The sequence below is a fragment of the Amphibacillus sp. Q70 genome (genome assembly GCF_052055485.1).
Lineage (GTDB): Bacteria > Bacillota > Bacilli > Bacillales > Amphibacillaceae > Amphibacillus.
Map to the genome: position 1 here is coordinate 40,919 of NZ_CP197171.1, position 15,072 is coordinate 55,990.

Here is a 15,072-nt window from a genome sequence, read left to right on the forward strand (position 1 = left end):
TGGCGCTAGCCAAAACATCTCCCTTATGATATAATGAGAACATATATTCCTATTAAGTGAGGTGAGATGATGTTAGTCAATAAAGCCTATAAATTCCGCCTCTATCCGAATAAAGAACAACAAATCCTCATGAATAAAACGATCGGTTGTTCACGGTTTGTTTTCAATCACTTTCTAGCCAAGTGGAATGAAACTTACAAGGAAACGGGTAAAGGACTCAACTATCGTTCATGCTCTAAACAGCTTCCCGCTTTAAAGCAGGAATATGAGTGGCTAAAAGAAGTCGATAGTATTGCCATTCAATCAAGTGTCAAACATCTATCTGAATCTTTTGCGCGCTTCTTTAACAAACAAACGAACGCCCCACGATTTAAGTCTAAAAGGAACCCGACCCAATCGTATACAACGAAACACACGAACGGAAATATCGCAGTCGTGGGCCATACAATCAAGCTGCCAAAATTAGGGCTTGTCAAGTTCGCTAAAAGTCGTGAGGTCGATGGACGCCTTCTAAATGCTACGATTAGAAGACATCCAAGTGGTAAATACTTCATTTCTATCCTTGTTGAGACAGAGGTAGACTCACTCCCTCAAACGAAGCAATCAACAGGGGTCGATGTGGGCATCAAAGCGTTTGCCACACTTTCAGATGGGACGACGTATAAGAACCCTAGATGTTTACGCAGGCTAGAAAACAAATTAGAAAAAGAACAACGCAAACTGTCCAGACGATATAAACAAGCCAAGCAAGATAGAAAACCCCTTCATGAAGCGAAAAATTATCAAAAACAACGGGTCAAGGTCGCTCGTATTCACGAAAAAATTAAAAATGTCAGAACAGATTACTTGCATAAAGTCAGTACTGAAATTGTCAAGAATCACGACATCATTGGTATTGAGGACTTACAAGTATCTAACATGCTCAAAAACAAACGATTATCAAAAGCCATTAGTGAAGTCAGCTGGTCAGAATTCCGTACGATGCTTGAATACAAAGCCAAGTGGTACGGAAAGGAAGTCGTAGCCATCGCCAAAAACTTCCCTTCTAGTCAACTTTGTTCGCATTGTGGCTATCGACATCCAGACGTTAAGCATCTCGCCTTACGCATGTGGCAATGTCCTTCATGCCATAGAGCACACGATCGAGATCTTAACGCAAGTAAAAATATTGAAGTTGAAGCCATCAGACTTCTAACTGTCGGTACGACAGGGATCGCCTAATCAATAATCAACCATTAGGTTGGTGTTCTTAGGAATCTCCCTCTTCAAATTTCATTAGAAATTAAGGGGTGAGTAGTTCAACACATACAATTCTGATTCTATTTCAAGCCAATTTTTTAAGGCTTGGGCATGGCTCTGTCCAGCTTGATAACCCGCTTGATGTAAAGCATTTAATTTCTCTGGATCAGTTTCGGTTCGTTTCACCTGTTCATTCGCACTTGGTCGAATAACATAAGCCTTTCCTTCTTTTTCTAAACGTTCAATAAAAGCTAATGTTTCATTATAGATATGGTGACGTTTATCAAGTGCTTGAATTAATTTCTTATATTTAGGATAGATCATTCGTGCAGTCAATCTTGCACGAAATCGTTTTTTTCGGTATCCTTTTGGTCGAGTTAAAATAATAACTTGCTTCTTATTTCCATCTTCAATTGATTTCTTAACTGGAACCGGATCGGCAATACCGCCATCAAGTAAAGTATGACCAGCCAATTCAACAGATTTTCCAACTAAAGGCAAACTACTCGAGGCTTGGACAGCCGTCATTACTTGTTCTGAATGATAGTTATCGAAATAAACAGCTTGTCCAGTTAGGCAGTCTGTTGTTGGAATGACTAACTGCTCAGATATCGATTCAAATGTTTGATAATCAAATGGAACTAAATCATTCGCAATGTCATTAAAAAGAAAGTTCATATTAAAAATACCCTCACCTTTTAATAAGTTTTTATAGTTCATATAACGGGGATCATTAGCAAAGTTAACATTTATATAACGACTACGGTCTTTTTGTCTAGACAGATACGACAAAGCGTTACAAGCACCAGCAGAAACACCAATAACATAAGGAAAGAATAAATTTTGCTCCATAAAAGAATCCAATACACCAGAGGTATAAACTCCCCTCATTCCTCCACCTTCCAAGACTAAACCAATATCTTGTTGCATATTTCCATTCCTCCCATCCTGATATTAATTCCTTATTATAACAAATTTATCTGAATAATACGATCTCTTTACTTAAACAACTGAATTTTAAAGCCTTCATAACAATTACTTAATTTACCCGATTACCGACCGATGACTCCCACTTCAAATTTCGTTAGAAATTAAATGGTGAGTCGTTCAATGTATAGCCGGGGAAATTCCAGCCAGTAAGTTAGGTATAGCATCAATAATCAATTGTTCAGGATCTAAACTTTGATTATTCTCCCATTCATTTAACAAACCGTAGATTCCCCAACTTAAAATAATTGCCGGAAACTGCGGTAATTCAGTATCATTAAGCTGATTTTGTTTACACAATAATCGATGAAACTGTTCAGCCATTTTATTTTTAACCATTTTTTCAATCGAAAAACGGAAAGTCTGATAACTTTTTGAACAATGAGAGAATACTAATCCATGAAAGTTAACTAATGAAAGAAAAACCTCTTTTAAGGTTATCTCATCAATATGTTCATATTCTAAACAGGGATTAATAACATAAACTTTCAAATCCTCAAGCAGAATTTGTTCCATCAAATCATATTTATCCCTAAAATGATAATAGAAAGTTGCACGATCCACAGTCGCTTCCTCTGTAATATCTTTTACAGTGATCGCATTAAATCGCTTTTCTCCAGAAAGTTTGGTAAATGATTTCATGATTAAACTTTTGGTTCGAATAATTCGAGGATCTAGTTTTCTTTTCAATCGTCTTACTCCATTTCTTTTCAACATTTTATTCAATTCGTTGTTTATCCGATACTTTTCGATGTTTATTGGTTGTCTCGAATTGAAAATATATTTATACTACAAATTATACAGTTCTCAAATCTTTAATAAAAAGATTTGCGCAAAATAGAAAATTTGACTGTAAAATAGATTAAGGGGGATTTACCAAATGAATTTATTAATTGTTAAAGCGAATGACCGTCCTTCGGATGTGGCGATCAGTAGTAAAATGTATGACATCTTCTTGGAGGAAGTGTCCAAAAATGATCAAATCAATGTCAAAATATATGATGTTTATCAAGAGGAAACACCATACTTAGGGCAAGACTTATTCAGCGGCTTCGCAAAAATCGAATCACATGAAGCACCATCAAAAGAGGAACAAACCCTACTTGATGCGAAACAAAAAGCAATGGACTTAGTTACTGAAGCTGATGTTATTGCCTTTGCCTTCCCACTTTGGAATTTAACTATTCCTGCTAAACTGCAAACATTTATTGATTACATTTTCTCTACTGGTTTTACATTTAGCTATGATGAAGCTGGAAACATGATTCAACTTATCCCAGAGAAAAAAATCATCCTTTTAAATGCACGTGGCGGCATCTATTCAACGCCAGAAACATCACCGATGGAAATGGCTGTGAACTACATGCGTACGGCATTCAGTGGCATTTTCGGAATGGAAATTATTGATGAAGTGATCATTGAAGGCCATAATGCAACACCAGATAAAGCAGACCAAATTATCAAGGAAGGCTTAGAGCAAGTCAAAACTGTCGCCCAAAAGCTCGGTAATAAGTCATTTTAGTCAAACTTACATTCATTCTACATTTAAAAAATGCCGGTTTGTCTTATCCCTTTACCGGAGAAATTGACTGACTTCAAATCCGTAATCCGTTATCCAACCAAATTTTGTCCTTCACTAAAATGAAACAAAGTACTTGGAGCGCTAAAGAATTTGAGGTAGACCAGTATCTTAATTTCCCATTAAAACACAAGCGTCCTTGACCACTCGTTTCGGTCGATCAAGGACGCTTTTTTGTACTTTCAGCAGAGACATCATCCAATTTTGCTCTTTTAAGTGATACTTTAATAATAAATAAAATACCAATTGAAATAACAGCCGTTAATATTTCGATCATATCAGTTGAATAAATTAACATTTTTCGAGCGATCGCATAAATCATCACGTCAACAATATTACTTGGTTGGTGCTTGATCAACATAATCGAGAGTTCAAGACCAATGATAAGGATAAGCAAATAAGATAAAAGTTTTTGAAAGTTATCGTAGTCTAATAACTGTACAACGACGCCTTCTTGAATCGTCGTGAAAATTAAAGCAATCGCCCCTATGACAACTGCAATAATAATTAATGCGGCAAGAAAAACTTCGATTCCCATGATAATAACTGAAAATTTCTGACCAATCTTTTTTAAAACAGTTTTATTTTTATTTTTTTCGTTCACAGCTATCACTCATTTCTACAAGCATTGGTTATTTAACAAAATAACCTTACCAATCGGTTAAAGCTTGACTTTAACCTGGAAACGTTGTTGGCAACGTGGGCATCTTACCATATGTACTCCTGTTTTCCGTGGAAGACGCAAAGTCGTTTTACAATGTGGACATCGGCGATAGCGATGTGTCCCTACATCTTTTATTCGCTTAAAAAATAAAGAAGTCTTCGCTTTAATTGAAGAGATAAAACGAAGAAAGGCTTGATTTTCTGCCTGCCGTTTAACAATATTTCTGGAAAAAACTCGATAAAAAGTCCAGATAATTAAAATGATTAGCAGTATATCAAGAAAAGGAATTGCTAAACGACGTTGAATGATCAGTAAGACAAAATAAAGAACCAAGTTCGTCATATATAACTGATCAATACCATAACGACCTTGCATAAATTGCGCTATTTTTTGTTTAAAATTTGCCAAGATTAGACCCCTCCTTTCTCGTTATTATAGCATAGCCATTAGAAAATCACTTTTCAAAACATATCTGCTTTAACATTTTTCAGTGAATTGTTATTAAGCATTTTTACAAATATGAGATTGAGAAAGCTGATAATGACGGGCTAATCGTAAACCAAAATCAAGAAAAGATTCATCATGACGTTTCATTTCAGTAACGATCTGTTCACTAAGAAGCAATGACATATCGTCGAGCTTACGCGCCTCTGCCTTAACAATATCTTGATAATAGGTTTTATTAGTGGCTTGATCTAATAATTCTGCGATTGTAGATACTTTTTTAAAAATATCTCGAGCCCATGTCTTTAGTAACACTTCTTCTCCATCAGCTTGGTATAATTTCAAGCCAGGTTGTCGACCAAATAGAGCAACCATTTGATGATTTTTATTAGCTAAAATTTGCTCTTGTTTTGATAAACCATCATTTTCTTCAAACAAACACATCAAAATGAATAAGTGGATAAATTCAGCTTGTTCCTTCGTTAACCCCAACTTAGCAAATGGATTGACATCAATTAGACGTAACTCAAAATACTGAATCCCACGTTGTTCTAGCGCATCAAGTAATGTTTCATCTGAACGAGCTATTTGTCGAAACCGAATAGGGGCATAGAATTCTCCTTCATGTTGAAGTTCCTTTGTATTTAATTGAATTTTTTCACCATTCTTTTCAGTACCGATAGCTGCATAGCGTTTGTTCTCAGTTAATATGATATTTCGTAAATCAGCAATATATTGATCTAAATGATTATAAGAAACCTGGTACTTATCTTCTACTTCCGTTGAATAACCAAAACGGCTTGAACGTATTGAGGTTGCATGCTTACTTAAATTCATTTGATCAAAGCATTGCGTTAACCATTCTGACTTATTGGATTCAATCTTATCCTCAAAAACGGACTGATAACTTGAATCAGCAATTGGAGAAGCGCCAAATAAATAAATTAATAGCCAACGATACTTCAGCATATTACGCCCAATTTTCAGATAGAGTTCATTATTAAAAGCCTGCTTCGACTGATTTGAACTGAATCGTTTATATAATAAATTGAGTAATTGGTCGTCAAATGAGTAATTATAGTGGATACCTGAAATCATTTGCAACTTCTTACCATATCTAACTGCTAATCCTCGCCGGTAAATTTCTTTTTTTTGACCATCCTGCAAATGTGGAAAGCTTGCAATGGGAATGCTCTCTTCGGCAGGTAAACGGGGGGGCATACTAAATGGCCACATTAATTCCCCATTAATACTTTGATTCACTCGCTGATAAATTTGTTCCAATTCGTTAAAAACTTGGTCTAAATTACTACCCGTCTTTGTTACAAATTCAAGCTGATTCTCTGCAAAGTCAACTGTTATTTGATGATTTGTTTGCTTTTCAATAAACTCTTTGGGATGCGGTGTTAATGCGATCGATCCATCATGATTAATTCGATGCGTTTCTCGCTCTATCCCCCACTGACCTGATAATAGCCTGTGACTTTTATGATTCTCTTTAAAAAATGTAAGCATTTGACTAAACGTATAAACCACATTATCCCAACCCTTAATCTATTTATCTTTTCTCTAAAATAAAATCATTTTATCATAGCATATTCAAATAGTAATGCATATAAATGTTAACATATTTTTAAAAAAGTAATAATTAAACTGTCTTATCATTATATTTTTTCTCATTAAAATCATGTATCTTTCATATTCCGATTTCATATAAATTATCTCATTTAGAAATAGTATTGACATCTTTAATTATTTTTTGAGTAATAAAAAACACCTAGAATCATCTGACAACGATGATTCTAGGTTAACGTTTTTATGAGATATGCTGCGAAGTTCCATACCTCTCATTTAATTGGATAGGCTTAAGCATTAGCTGTTTTTTGTTTACTAGCCATATCTATCCATACAGCAATAATTAAAATCAAGCCTTTTACTATATGTTGCCAAAATGTTGGTGTATTCATTATACTCATGCCATTATCAATACTTGCCATAATTAAAGCACCTATAATAGTTCCAACAATGTTTCCTCTTCCTCCAGCTAAACTCGTACCACCAATTACACAAGCTGCGATAGCATCTAGCTCATACATATCACCAGCCCCTGTCGTTGCAGCATTTAAACGGCTTGTTAAAATAACACCTGCTATTCCTGCAAGTGCACCCATTATCACAAATACAGACAGTGTATTCCGCTTGATATTAATTCCCGACAATGAAGCTGCTTCAGCATTCCCACCAATAGCATAAATTCTTCTACCAAAAGCAGTTTTTAAAGATATAAAGATAAAAATACTAGCTAACAAGATAACAATTAATGTTGGTGTCGGCACTCCATAATAACGATTAAGCATATAAGTTATAACAGCAATACCAATCGTATAAGCAGAAATCTTACCATAATCTATTATGGGTGCTGCGGTTTTTAAGCCCATTTTTTGCCGCTTACTTCGATTTTTCCACCTAAAAATAAACAAAAGTGCAATACCGATAATAGCCAAGGCATAGCCAAGACCATATGGTAAATAACTGTTAGCAATCATTCTAAAACTTGGGGCTAAAGGAGCTACAGTTTGTCCTCTACTAATTCCTATTAGGATACCTCTAAATATTAACATACCACCCAATGTGACAATAAACGCTGGAACTGACCGATAAGCAACCCACCATCCTTGCCATAACCCTAATAAGGCACCAACGAGAATAGCAATCAATACAACTATGCCTGTATTCCAACCATACCAAACATGTAAAATAGCCGCTATTCCACCAGTTAAGCCTGCTAACGAACCAACAGATAAATCAATATGGGATGAGACAATCACAAAGGTCATTCCAATTGCTAACACTGAAATAACGGTCATTTGTACAAATAAGTTAGATATATTACGAGAACTTAAAAATTCTCCACCTGTTAATATCCCAAAAAGAACTATAATGATCGCCAAAGCAAAAATAAGTGTATAAGCCTGAATATTAAATTTAAAATTTAATTTTACTTTTTTCACTTGTTTAACTGCTTCGTTACTCATCTATCTTCCCCCCTCATAGTAGCATATTTCATAATTTTTTCTTGTGTTGCTTCTTTACGAGTTAATTCACCAGTTATGTTACCTTCAGACATAACTATAATTCGATCAGACATACCTAATACTTCTGGTAATTCTGATGAAATAACAATGATTCCAACTCCTTGTTGAGCCAGTTCATTGATAATTTTATAGATTTCAGTTTTAGCTCCTACATCTATCCCCCGAGTGGGTTCATCTAAAATTAATACTTTAGGATCTGTGAGTAACCATTTACTTAATACAACCTTCTGTTGGTTACCTCCACTTAATTGATTAACATTTGCCTCTAAACTGTGCGTTTTTAAATTTACCTTATCAGTCATTTCCTCAACCTTATTTACCTCAGAAAAGGAATCTAGCAAATAACGACTAGTTATCTTATCTAGTGAGGAGAGTGAAGTATTTTTCATTATACTCATTTCAGAGACAAGTCCATATCTTTTACGATCCTCTGATACATATGCTAACCCCTGATTAATCGCTTCAGCTGTATTATTAATTTTAATTGGTTTGCCATCTAAAATGATTTCACCACTTTTGGTACCTTGATTACCTCCAAACAAACTAATAAATAGTTCAGTTCTACCCGCTCCCATCAATCCTGAGAAGCCTAAAATTTCACCTTTACTAAGAGAAAAGGATACATTATTCACTAATTTTTCCTGCGTGTCATTATTTATAAAGGAATAATCTTTAACTCTAAAAACTTCATCACCAATCATACGTGGCTCATAGGGGTAATAGTCTGTAAGTTCTCTTCCCACCATTCTGGTTACAATTTCACTTTCTGTTAAAAGTTTAGTAGACTTGGTATCGATTGTTTGCCCATCTCTTAAGACAGTAACTGTATCTGTTAATTCCAATACTTCGTCCAGCTTATGAGAAATATAAATACAAGTAACGCCTCTGCTCCTTAATTTATTGAGTATGCCAAATAATATTTGTGTATCACTTCCTGTTAAGGCAGAGGTTGGTTCATCCAAGATTAAGATATCTGCATTTCTAGTAAGTGCCTTAGCAATCTCAATAAGCTGTTGTTTTCCTACCGTTAATTCTCCTAATTTCATTTGAGGATCAATCTCTAAACCAATCTCTTTAAGCCATTTTTGTGCTTCTATATATAATTGATCCCAATCTATGATTTTGCTACGCATCAGATCACTACTTAGCAAAATATTCTCTGCAACTGTCATTTCAGGAATAAGTGCCAATTCTTGATGAATGATTGCAACACCAGCATCCTGTGACTCCGTTATATTGTTAAAGTGCACTTCTTTATCATTAACAATTATTTTCCCAGAGAAAGTACCATTCGGATAAACACCACTTAAGACTTTCATGAGTGTAGATTTTCCTGCACCATTTTCACCGCACAATGCATGAATCTCACCCTTTTTAACTGATATATTTACATTTTCCAATGCTTTGACACCAGGAAACTCTTTAGTAATATTGATCATCTCTAAAGCAAATTCACTCACATTTTCCCCTCCTTCTATAAAAAGATTCATTTTGCATCAGGGTCTCACACTTTTTCTGCAAGTATAGCAACCTGAACAGTGTAACGGCATATCATCCTCTAACATTCACAAATAATGATGGCGCTTACAATAATGAGAGAATTATTTCACTAGTAAAAAGACGAGCCCAGTTAAAAAGAATTGAGGGTTAACTAGATATATCTGGTGTAAAGCAACCATTCACTATATAAGCACCATCTTAAGTTCAATTGCTTAGTAAACACTTTTTTTCAGACATTAACTCTTGTTTATTTACAGTAATTATTCAGGTTTTTCAGGACGCTCATCTTCAGGTATATCTTGATAAACATCTTCATAGGAATGAAAACCGTCTTCAATTACTGTTTCTAATAAATTATCTGCGGTAACTGAAATAGGATCTAACTTTACAAAAGGAACATCAATGACCCCATTATGCATCGTTTCTTCAGTATCGGGTGATTCATCTTTTACAAGCTGAACAGCAACTTCTGCACTTGTTGTTGCAATTTTCTGGATCGGTTTGTAAACAGTCATTGATTGAAGGCCCTCAGCTATTCTTCTTACTGCTGATAAGTCAGCATCTTGTCCAGAAACAAGTACTTCACCAGCTAAATTTTGAGCAGATAAGGCTTGAATAGCACCATTAGCTGTACTATCATTTGATGCCACGACGGCATCTATATTGTTATTATTTGCGGTAAGTCCATTTTCCACAATTTCTAACGCTTCATCAGTTGACCAATTATCCGCCCATTGGTCACCAACTACGGTAATATCTCCATCTTCAATTAGTGGCTCAAGTATATTCATTTGCCCATCTCTAACGATATGAGCATTGTTATCAACAGGAGATCCTCCTAATAAAAAGTAATTCCCTGATGGAGCTTGTTCAACTAAATATTCAGCTTGCATCTCGCCTACTCGTTCATTATCAAAAGAAACAAAAGCATCAATTTCAGAATTATTTACCATTCTATCGTATGCGATGACTTTGACTCCTTCTTCTATAGCTTGATCCACAACTGGTGATAGTGAATCAGAATTAACCGCTATAATAACAATGGCATCAACATTTTGCGATAGCATATTCTGTATTTGTGATAATTGAGTTTCTTCGTTACCATCTGCCGATTGAACCAATACTTCTGCACCGAATTCTTCAGCTCTCTGCACAAATATATCTCTATCGTGCTGCCAACGCTCCAATGTTAAGTCAACTACAGATAAACCAATTTTTATATTACTATCTTCTGACTCTCCATCTGCACCACTATCTGCAGCTCCCCCACCAGCATCTTGTCCACAACCCGCTATAAACAATAGAAAACCAAAAACAATAGAAAGCGTAACAATACATTTAAGGCTCTTACTCATGAAAATGCTCCTTTCAATAATCAGTTTTTTGTAATCGATTACATTATAACTTCATTTTCTTTGTTTGTACAGTGAACATACAAAGTTTTTTTAAGAAAGTTAGCAACATTAACGAATCTTAAGGCTGTCAGGTTCGATAGTTATTTTAGCGGGCTAAGATTATAGTAATACTCACTATAGTTACAACTATGACTAACAATTGCACTCATTTTTTGATATTAAATTGCCGTTTATTAGCTTACAACTAAGTATGAATTTCAGTGATAATAGTGCAGTAAAATAAATCGATTTTTCACAAAAAAGAGCAAGCATTAGCTTTGCTCTTTTTACTGAGTTTAAGATTATATTGCTTAAATAAATTATGCACAGGATACAGCGATTTAGTATTCATTTTCTTGACAGAAGTCCATGACTCCTCTCAAAAAAATTAAACGTTACTAATCAAAGCACTCTATCAGACATTTTAAATAATTTAAAGCTCCGAAAGGCCCAATAGAAATTTCTATTATATATTTTGTGCTTAACTTCAGAAAGATTTTCTACTCAAAGCAATATGGCTAGCTTTCATTAGACAAATGAAAGCTAGCCAATCAAATGCAAAAGACTACTAAACGGGATTAGCTAATCACCACCCTTTTGACTCGTCAATTTACTTTTGAAAAATGAAGTTGTTCAACAACCATTCCTGGTTTCGTAAAGATTAAGCTTAATTGATATAAACCCACTTCTAAATCTATTTTTTGTAACTTTTGTTTAACTTTTTTCCCTTTAGTTCCATTAGTTTGTGCGGTCGCCACAGTTTGATCATTAATCACAATATTACATGCTGTTTGAGATAGGTCTGACCCTGGTGAAGATAACTCTGCAAACATACGATATTCACCCGCTTCTTCTACCTTAAAGATAATTTGATTGTTTGGATCTGGTTTCACTGTTCCGCTTTCTGCTAAACTTTGCACATCAGCAGTGTCTTTATCCTCGATTGGAGCTAGTTTTCCAAAGGAGTCATTGAAGATTTGCTTGCGATTAAATACAGGAGCATTGATTAAGAATTGACAAATATTGATTGCCGAACGCTGTAATTCACCACGTGTTAACTGTCCGTTTTCTAAGGCGGCCAACGTATAATCTTGAAATGCATTCACTTCTGCCCCATAATTGCTCACAACCATGTATAGGTCATTTTGGGCACGAATCATATGGTGTGTATTCTGACGACTTGGTTCACCAGCTTTAATTGGATCATTCATCTGTGCCCACCAATCGGTCATGACAATCCCTTTAAATTCCCATTCTCCGCGTAAAATTGTAGTATTAAGATCATAATTTGATGCAGACCAATGTCCATTAACTGGATTATAAGCAGTCATAACGCCTCTCGCTCCACCTTCTTTAACAGCCATTTCAAATCCTTTCAAATAAAGCTGACGTAGCGCTCGTTCTGAAACAACTGCATCAACTTGATGTCGTGATTGTTCTTGATTATTACAGACAAAATGCTTGGGTGTTGCATATGCACCACCTTTGCCGATCCCACGTGATGTAGCGGCAGCAAAAGCACCTGTCACAAGCGGATCTTCAGAAAAATACTCAAAGTTTCTACCATTAAGGGGATGACGTCTCAAGTTTAATCCCGGTCCCAAAAGCATATCGATTTCGTTGCGAACAAGTTCTTTTCCACCAAATTCATACAGATCCTCAATAAGCTCTTGATCCCATGTTGCTGCGAGAAGTGTTCCAATCGGTACTTGGGTTGATTTTTTACCACTGTCCATTCGAATTCCTGATGGTCCATCTGCCGTACAGCCGACAGGAAGACCGTAACTTAAGAGACGATCACTAACACCGCCAAAGGCAGAAGCCGTACCTGATGTGACAAGTGGACTGCTCATCCCTTCTCCACGAACAATCGTTGCCAGCTCCTGATCCGAAAATTGTGCCACAAAAGCTTCAATTGAGATTTTCCCTCCCGCAACATCTTTAAGCTGATAACCTTTGTCGCCTGTTTGCTCAAATGATTCAGGTAATCGATTTTCAATTCTTTCCTTTAAAGACAGCTCACGAATAGGGACCTCAGCATAAGTGGGCTGATAACGTCCATCAGTCATCTTTTCTCCCGGTTTCAACCGTTTAAAGGCTTCTATGGGTGCCATTGCTTCCTCTAATTGTTCCACTAAATGAAGTGATTCAACAAAATAGCCTGCCTGCCCCTCTACTTCTACTTGGGTTGTTTCACGTACACTCGATCCAATATGAAACAAATACATCCCTTCTTCCAGCACATAGGCAGAACGATAACCGGTTATTCCAGCATCATCATAAGAAGCGAGTACATTTATTGCGATACGAAGAGTGAGCGTTTCCTGTTCTTCCGGTTCTAATAAATCTGTTTTAGCAAAAGCAACGAGAGATCGGGCGGGTTGCCCCAACTTACCTTGTGGCGCTTCAACATAGGCTTGAACAACTTCTTTACCAGCAAAAAATTCCCCCGTGTTCTTGACGGTCACATTGAATTCCAAATGTTCCATCCCGTCAACCTCTACAAGATGAGCAGGAGAACAGGTTTGCTCAAAAGTCGTATAGGATAAACCAAATCCAAATGGGAATTGAACCTTTTCTGGTGCAAATGTTTCAAAATAGCGATAACCCACATAAATATCCTCTACATAAATATTTTTATCGTCATGACCATAATGGGCTGTCGAGGGGTAATCATTAATTGAATAGGCAATCGTATCCGTCAACTTACCACTCGGTGTGACATCACCAGCCAATACATCAGCAGCTGCAAGACCTCCTGCCATCCCACCATGCCATGTGTATAATAGTGCTTGAATATCATACTGCTTTAACCAGCTTGTATCAATAATGTTTGATGCATTTAAAATGACTGCAACATAATCAAAGTGCTTCGTTACATATTTGAGCATATTTTGTTCATCTTCCGTTAATAAATAACTCCCTGATTCGGCCGCATTATCTTGATCTTCACCAGCTGTTCGACCGATGACAATAATGGCTTTATCTGATTGCTCTTTTGCTTCTTCAACCATTTTATCAGTCAAAGACATTTCCTTTTGATGCCAAGGCTCAGCTGCCCAGCCTCCGCCACCGTCATCAAATGGGTGCTTAGCAATCCACTCTTGATAAATCGTCGCTAAACTCTCATTTATCTTAATATCTTTTTTTTCTCGTAGACTATCAATTAAATTTGTTGTGTAGCTAACGTTGACACTCCCACCAGATCCTGTCCCACTTCGATAATAATCCTTTTGTGCTCGACCAAAAACAGAAACAACCTCACCTGTTTGAATCGGCAATGTAGCTGAATCATTTTTTAATAATACAGCACCATCAGCTGCTACCTGACGGCTAAACTCTGCAAACCCTTCCAAAGGTACGCCTATTAATTCTTTACTCATCATTAATCCCTCCAACCAATTTATCGACTTCCAATTAGGTCTCTACTATATATAGTTAGACTCTATCCATAATAACACATTAACAGAAAGCGGTTTCGGTAAATACCAAAAAAATCAGAAAATCAAATAAAATAAAGTGATCAAGCTTAGAACAATGAAAACTAAATTTTGCTCATCCTTAGGACATTGAAAACTAAATTTTGCTCATCAAATATTCACCATAATAATGACCTTGGTACCGCATTTGACCATGAAAATCAAACGCAAAACGGTTCTGTAAATAAAATTTGACCGCACGATCATTTTGATCATTAACATGAAGCGATAGTTTTTGATTTTTATATCGATCTCTTAACCTATCGATCGTTATTGAACCAATACCTTGCCCTTGATATTGAGGTGCAATGGTCAATGTATGAATATAATAGCCACTATCAACTATTGCTTTATTAAGCATTTGAGCCGTTTGACGATATAATTTTTTTCTTCTTAAATAACCCAATCGGCTCATATGTGTTTTTAGATACTGATAGCTCATTTGATGAATCGCTGCACTTTCTTTTACAGGATAAATAATAACAAACCCCACTAGCTTTTGGTTAACAAAAATCCCCTGTAAAAATTGCCTTTGAACAAATAAAGAATCTGCATCCAAATGAGCTTTAATAATCTTAGAAGCATGACTGCCATAACCCAGCTTATGAAAAATTGGATCCGCTGAATAATACCATGCTTCTAGTTGTGGATACTGTGTCCAGCCAGAAATGGATTCAAGCATGATTGTCAT

12 protein-coding genes are annotated in these 15,072 nt (G+C 35.9%); 2 read left to right on the top strand and 10 right to left on the bottom strand.

Going from position 1 to position 15,072, the window contains the following annotated elements; genetic code table 11:
* The first annotated feature begins 69 nt into the window (after positions 1-69).
* Positions 70-1,221, top strand: a complete 1,152-nt coding sequence (gene tnpB, locus ACS127_RS00190; RefSeq protein ID WP_440896458.1) for an IS200/IS605 family element RNA-guided endonuclease TnpB — start codon at positions 70-72, stop codon at positions 1,219-1,221.
* Positions 1,222-1,275: 54 nt separating this feature from the next.
* On the opposite strand, the gene ACS127_RS00195 is transcribed toward tnpB, so the two are convergent.
* On the bottom strand, positions 1,276-2,169 hold the full coding sequence (locus tag ACS127_RS00195; RefSeq protein WP_440896460.1) for a patatin-like phospholipase family protein: 894 nt from the start codon (positions 2,167-2,169) through the stop codon (positions 1,276-1,278).
* A gap of 177 nt (positions 2,170-2,346) precedes the next feature.
* Positions 2,347-2,916 carry a TetR/AcrR family transcriptional regulator gene (locus ACS127_RS00200; RefSeq protein WP_440896461.1) on the bottom strand — a complete coding sequence of 190 codons (570 nt, stop codon included), beginning with the start codon at positions 2,914-2,916 and terminating at the stop codon, positions 2,347-2,349.
* 190 nt (positions 2,917-3,106) lie between these two features.
* On the opposite strand from ACS127_RS00200, the gene ACS127_RS00205 reads away from it, so the two are divergent.
* The gene (locus ACS127_RS00205) at positions 3,107-3,748 is read left to right on the top strand and encodes an FMN-dependent NADH-azoreductase (protein ID WP_440896462.1); all 642 of its coding nucleotides are present in this window, start codon (positions 3,107-3,109) and stop codon (positions 3,746-3,748) included.
* A 217-nt stretch (positions 3,749-3,965) separates the two neighbouring features.
* On the opposite strand, the gene ACS127_RS00210 is transcribed toward ACS127_RS00205, so the two are convergent.
* The 8 genes from ACS127_RS00210 to ACS127_RS00245 form a co-directional block, all read right to left on the bottom strand.
* Positions 3,966-4,409, bottom strand: a complete 444-nt coding sequence (locus tag ACS127_RS00210; protein ID WP_440896463.1) for a phosphate-starvation-inducible PsiE family protein — start codon at positions 4,407-4,409, stop codon at positions 3,966-3,968.
* Between the two features lie 57 nt (positions 4,410-4,466).
* Positions 4,467-4,877 (bottom strand): hypothetical protein, encoded by a 411-nt coding sequence (locus ACS127_RS00215; RefSeq protein WP_440896464.1) that lies wholly within the window; start codon positions 4,875-4,877, stop codon positions 4,467-4,469.
* A 93-nt stretch (positions 4,878-4,970) separates the two neighbouring features.
* Positions 4,971-6,428, bottom strand: a complete 1,458-nt coding sequence (locus tag ACS127_RS00220) for a glutamate--cysteine ligase (RefSeq protein ID WP_440896465.1) — start codon at positions 6,426-6,428, stop codon at positions 4,971-4,973.
* 350 nt (positions 6,429-6,778) lie between these two features.
* Positions 6,779-7,948 (bottom strand): sugar ABC transporter permease, encoded by a 1,170-nt coding sequence (locus tag ACS127_RS00225; protein ID WP_440896466.1) that lies wholly within the window; start codon positions 7,946-7,948, stop codon positions 6,779-6,781.
* Entirely contained in the window at positions 7,945-9,498 is a 1,554-nt protein-coding gene (locus ACS127_RS00230; protein WP_440896467.1) for a xylose ABC transporter ATP-binding protein, read from the bottom strand. Before ACS127_RS00230 ends, ACS127_RS00225 begins: the two co-directional genes overlap by 4 nt.
* 270 nt (positions 9,499-9,768) lie before the next feature.
* A complete protein-coding gene (gene xylF, locus ACS127_RS00235) occupies positions 9,769-10,863 on the bottom strand; it encodes a D-xylose ABC transporter substrate-binding protein (protein ID WP_440896468.1) in 1,095 nt (364 codons plus the stop codon).
* Positions 10,864-11,507: 644 nt separating this feature from the next.
* Positions 11,508-14,285 carry a glycoside hydrolase family 3 protein gene (locus tag ACS127_RS00240; protein WP_440896469.1) on the bottom strand — a complete coding sequence of 926 codons (2,778 nt, stop codon included), beginning with the start codon at positions 14,283-14,285 and terminating at the stop codon, positions 11,508-11,510.
* Positions 14,286-14,478: 193 nt separating this feature from the next.
* Positions 14,479-15,072, bottom strand: coding sequence for a GNAT family N-acetyltransferase (locus tag ACS127_RS00245; RefSeq protein WP_440896470.1), 594 nt, complete (start codon positions 15,070-15,072; stop codon positions 14,479-14,481).

Excerpts from the sequence above, each read along its gene's own strand:
- ACS127_RS00220 (WP_440896465.1), bottom strand. The coding sequence starts at position 6,428 with ATGCTTACATTTTTTAAAGAGAATCATAAAAGTCACAGGCTATTATCA.
- ACS127_RS00230 (WP_440896467.1), bottom strand. The coding sequence starts at position 9,498 with ATGAATCTTTTTATAGAAGGAGGGGAAAATGTGAGTGAATTTGCTTTA.
- ACS127_RS00240 (WP_440896469.1), bottom strand. The coding sequence starts at position 14,285 with ATGAGTAAAGAATTAATAGGCGTACCTTTGGAAGGGTTTGCAGAGTTT.
- ACS127_RS00245 (WP_440896470.1), bottom strand. The coding sequence starts at position 15,072 with ATGACAATCATGCTTGAATCCATTTCTGGCTGGACACAGTATCCACAA.
- xylF (WP_440896468.1), bottom strand. The coding sequence starts at position 10,863 with ATGAGTAAGAGCCTTAAATGTATTGTTACGCTTTCTATTGTTTTTGGT.
- ACS127_RS00225 (WP_440896466.1), bottom strand. The coding sequence starts at position 7,948 with ATGAGTAACGAAGCAGTTAAACAAGTGAAAAAAGTAAAATTAAATTTT.
- ACS127_RS00205 (WP_440896462.1), top strand. The coding sequence starts at position 3,107 with ATGAATTTATTAATTGTTAAAGCGAATGACCGTCCTTCGGATGTGGCG.
- tnpB (WP_440896458.1), top strand. The coding sequence starts at position 70 with ATGTTAGTCAATAAAGCCTATAAATTCCGCCTCTATCCGAATAAAGAA.
- ACS127_RS00195 (WP_440896460.1), bottom strand. The coding sequence starts at position 2,169 with ATGCAACAAGATATTGGTTTAGTCTTGGAAGGTGGAGGAATGAGGGGA.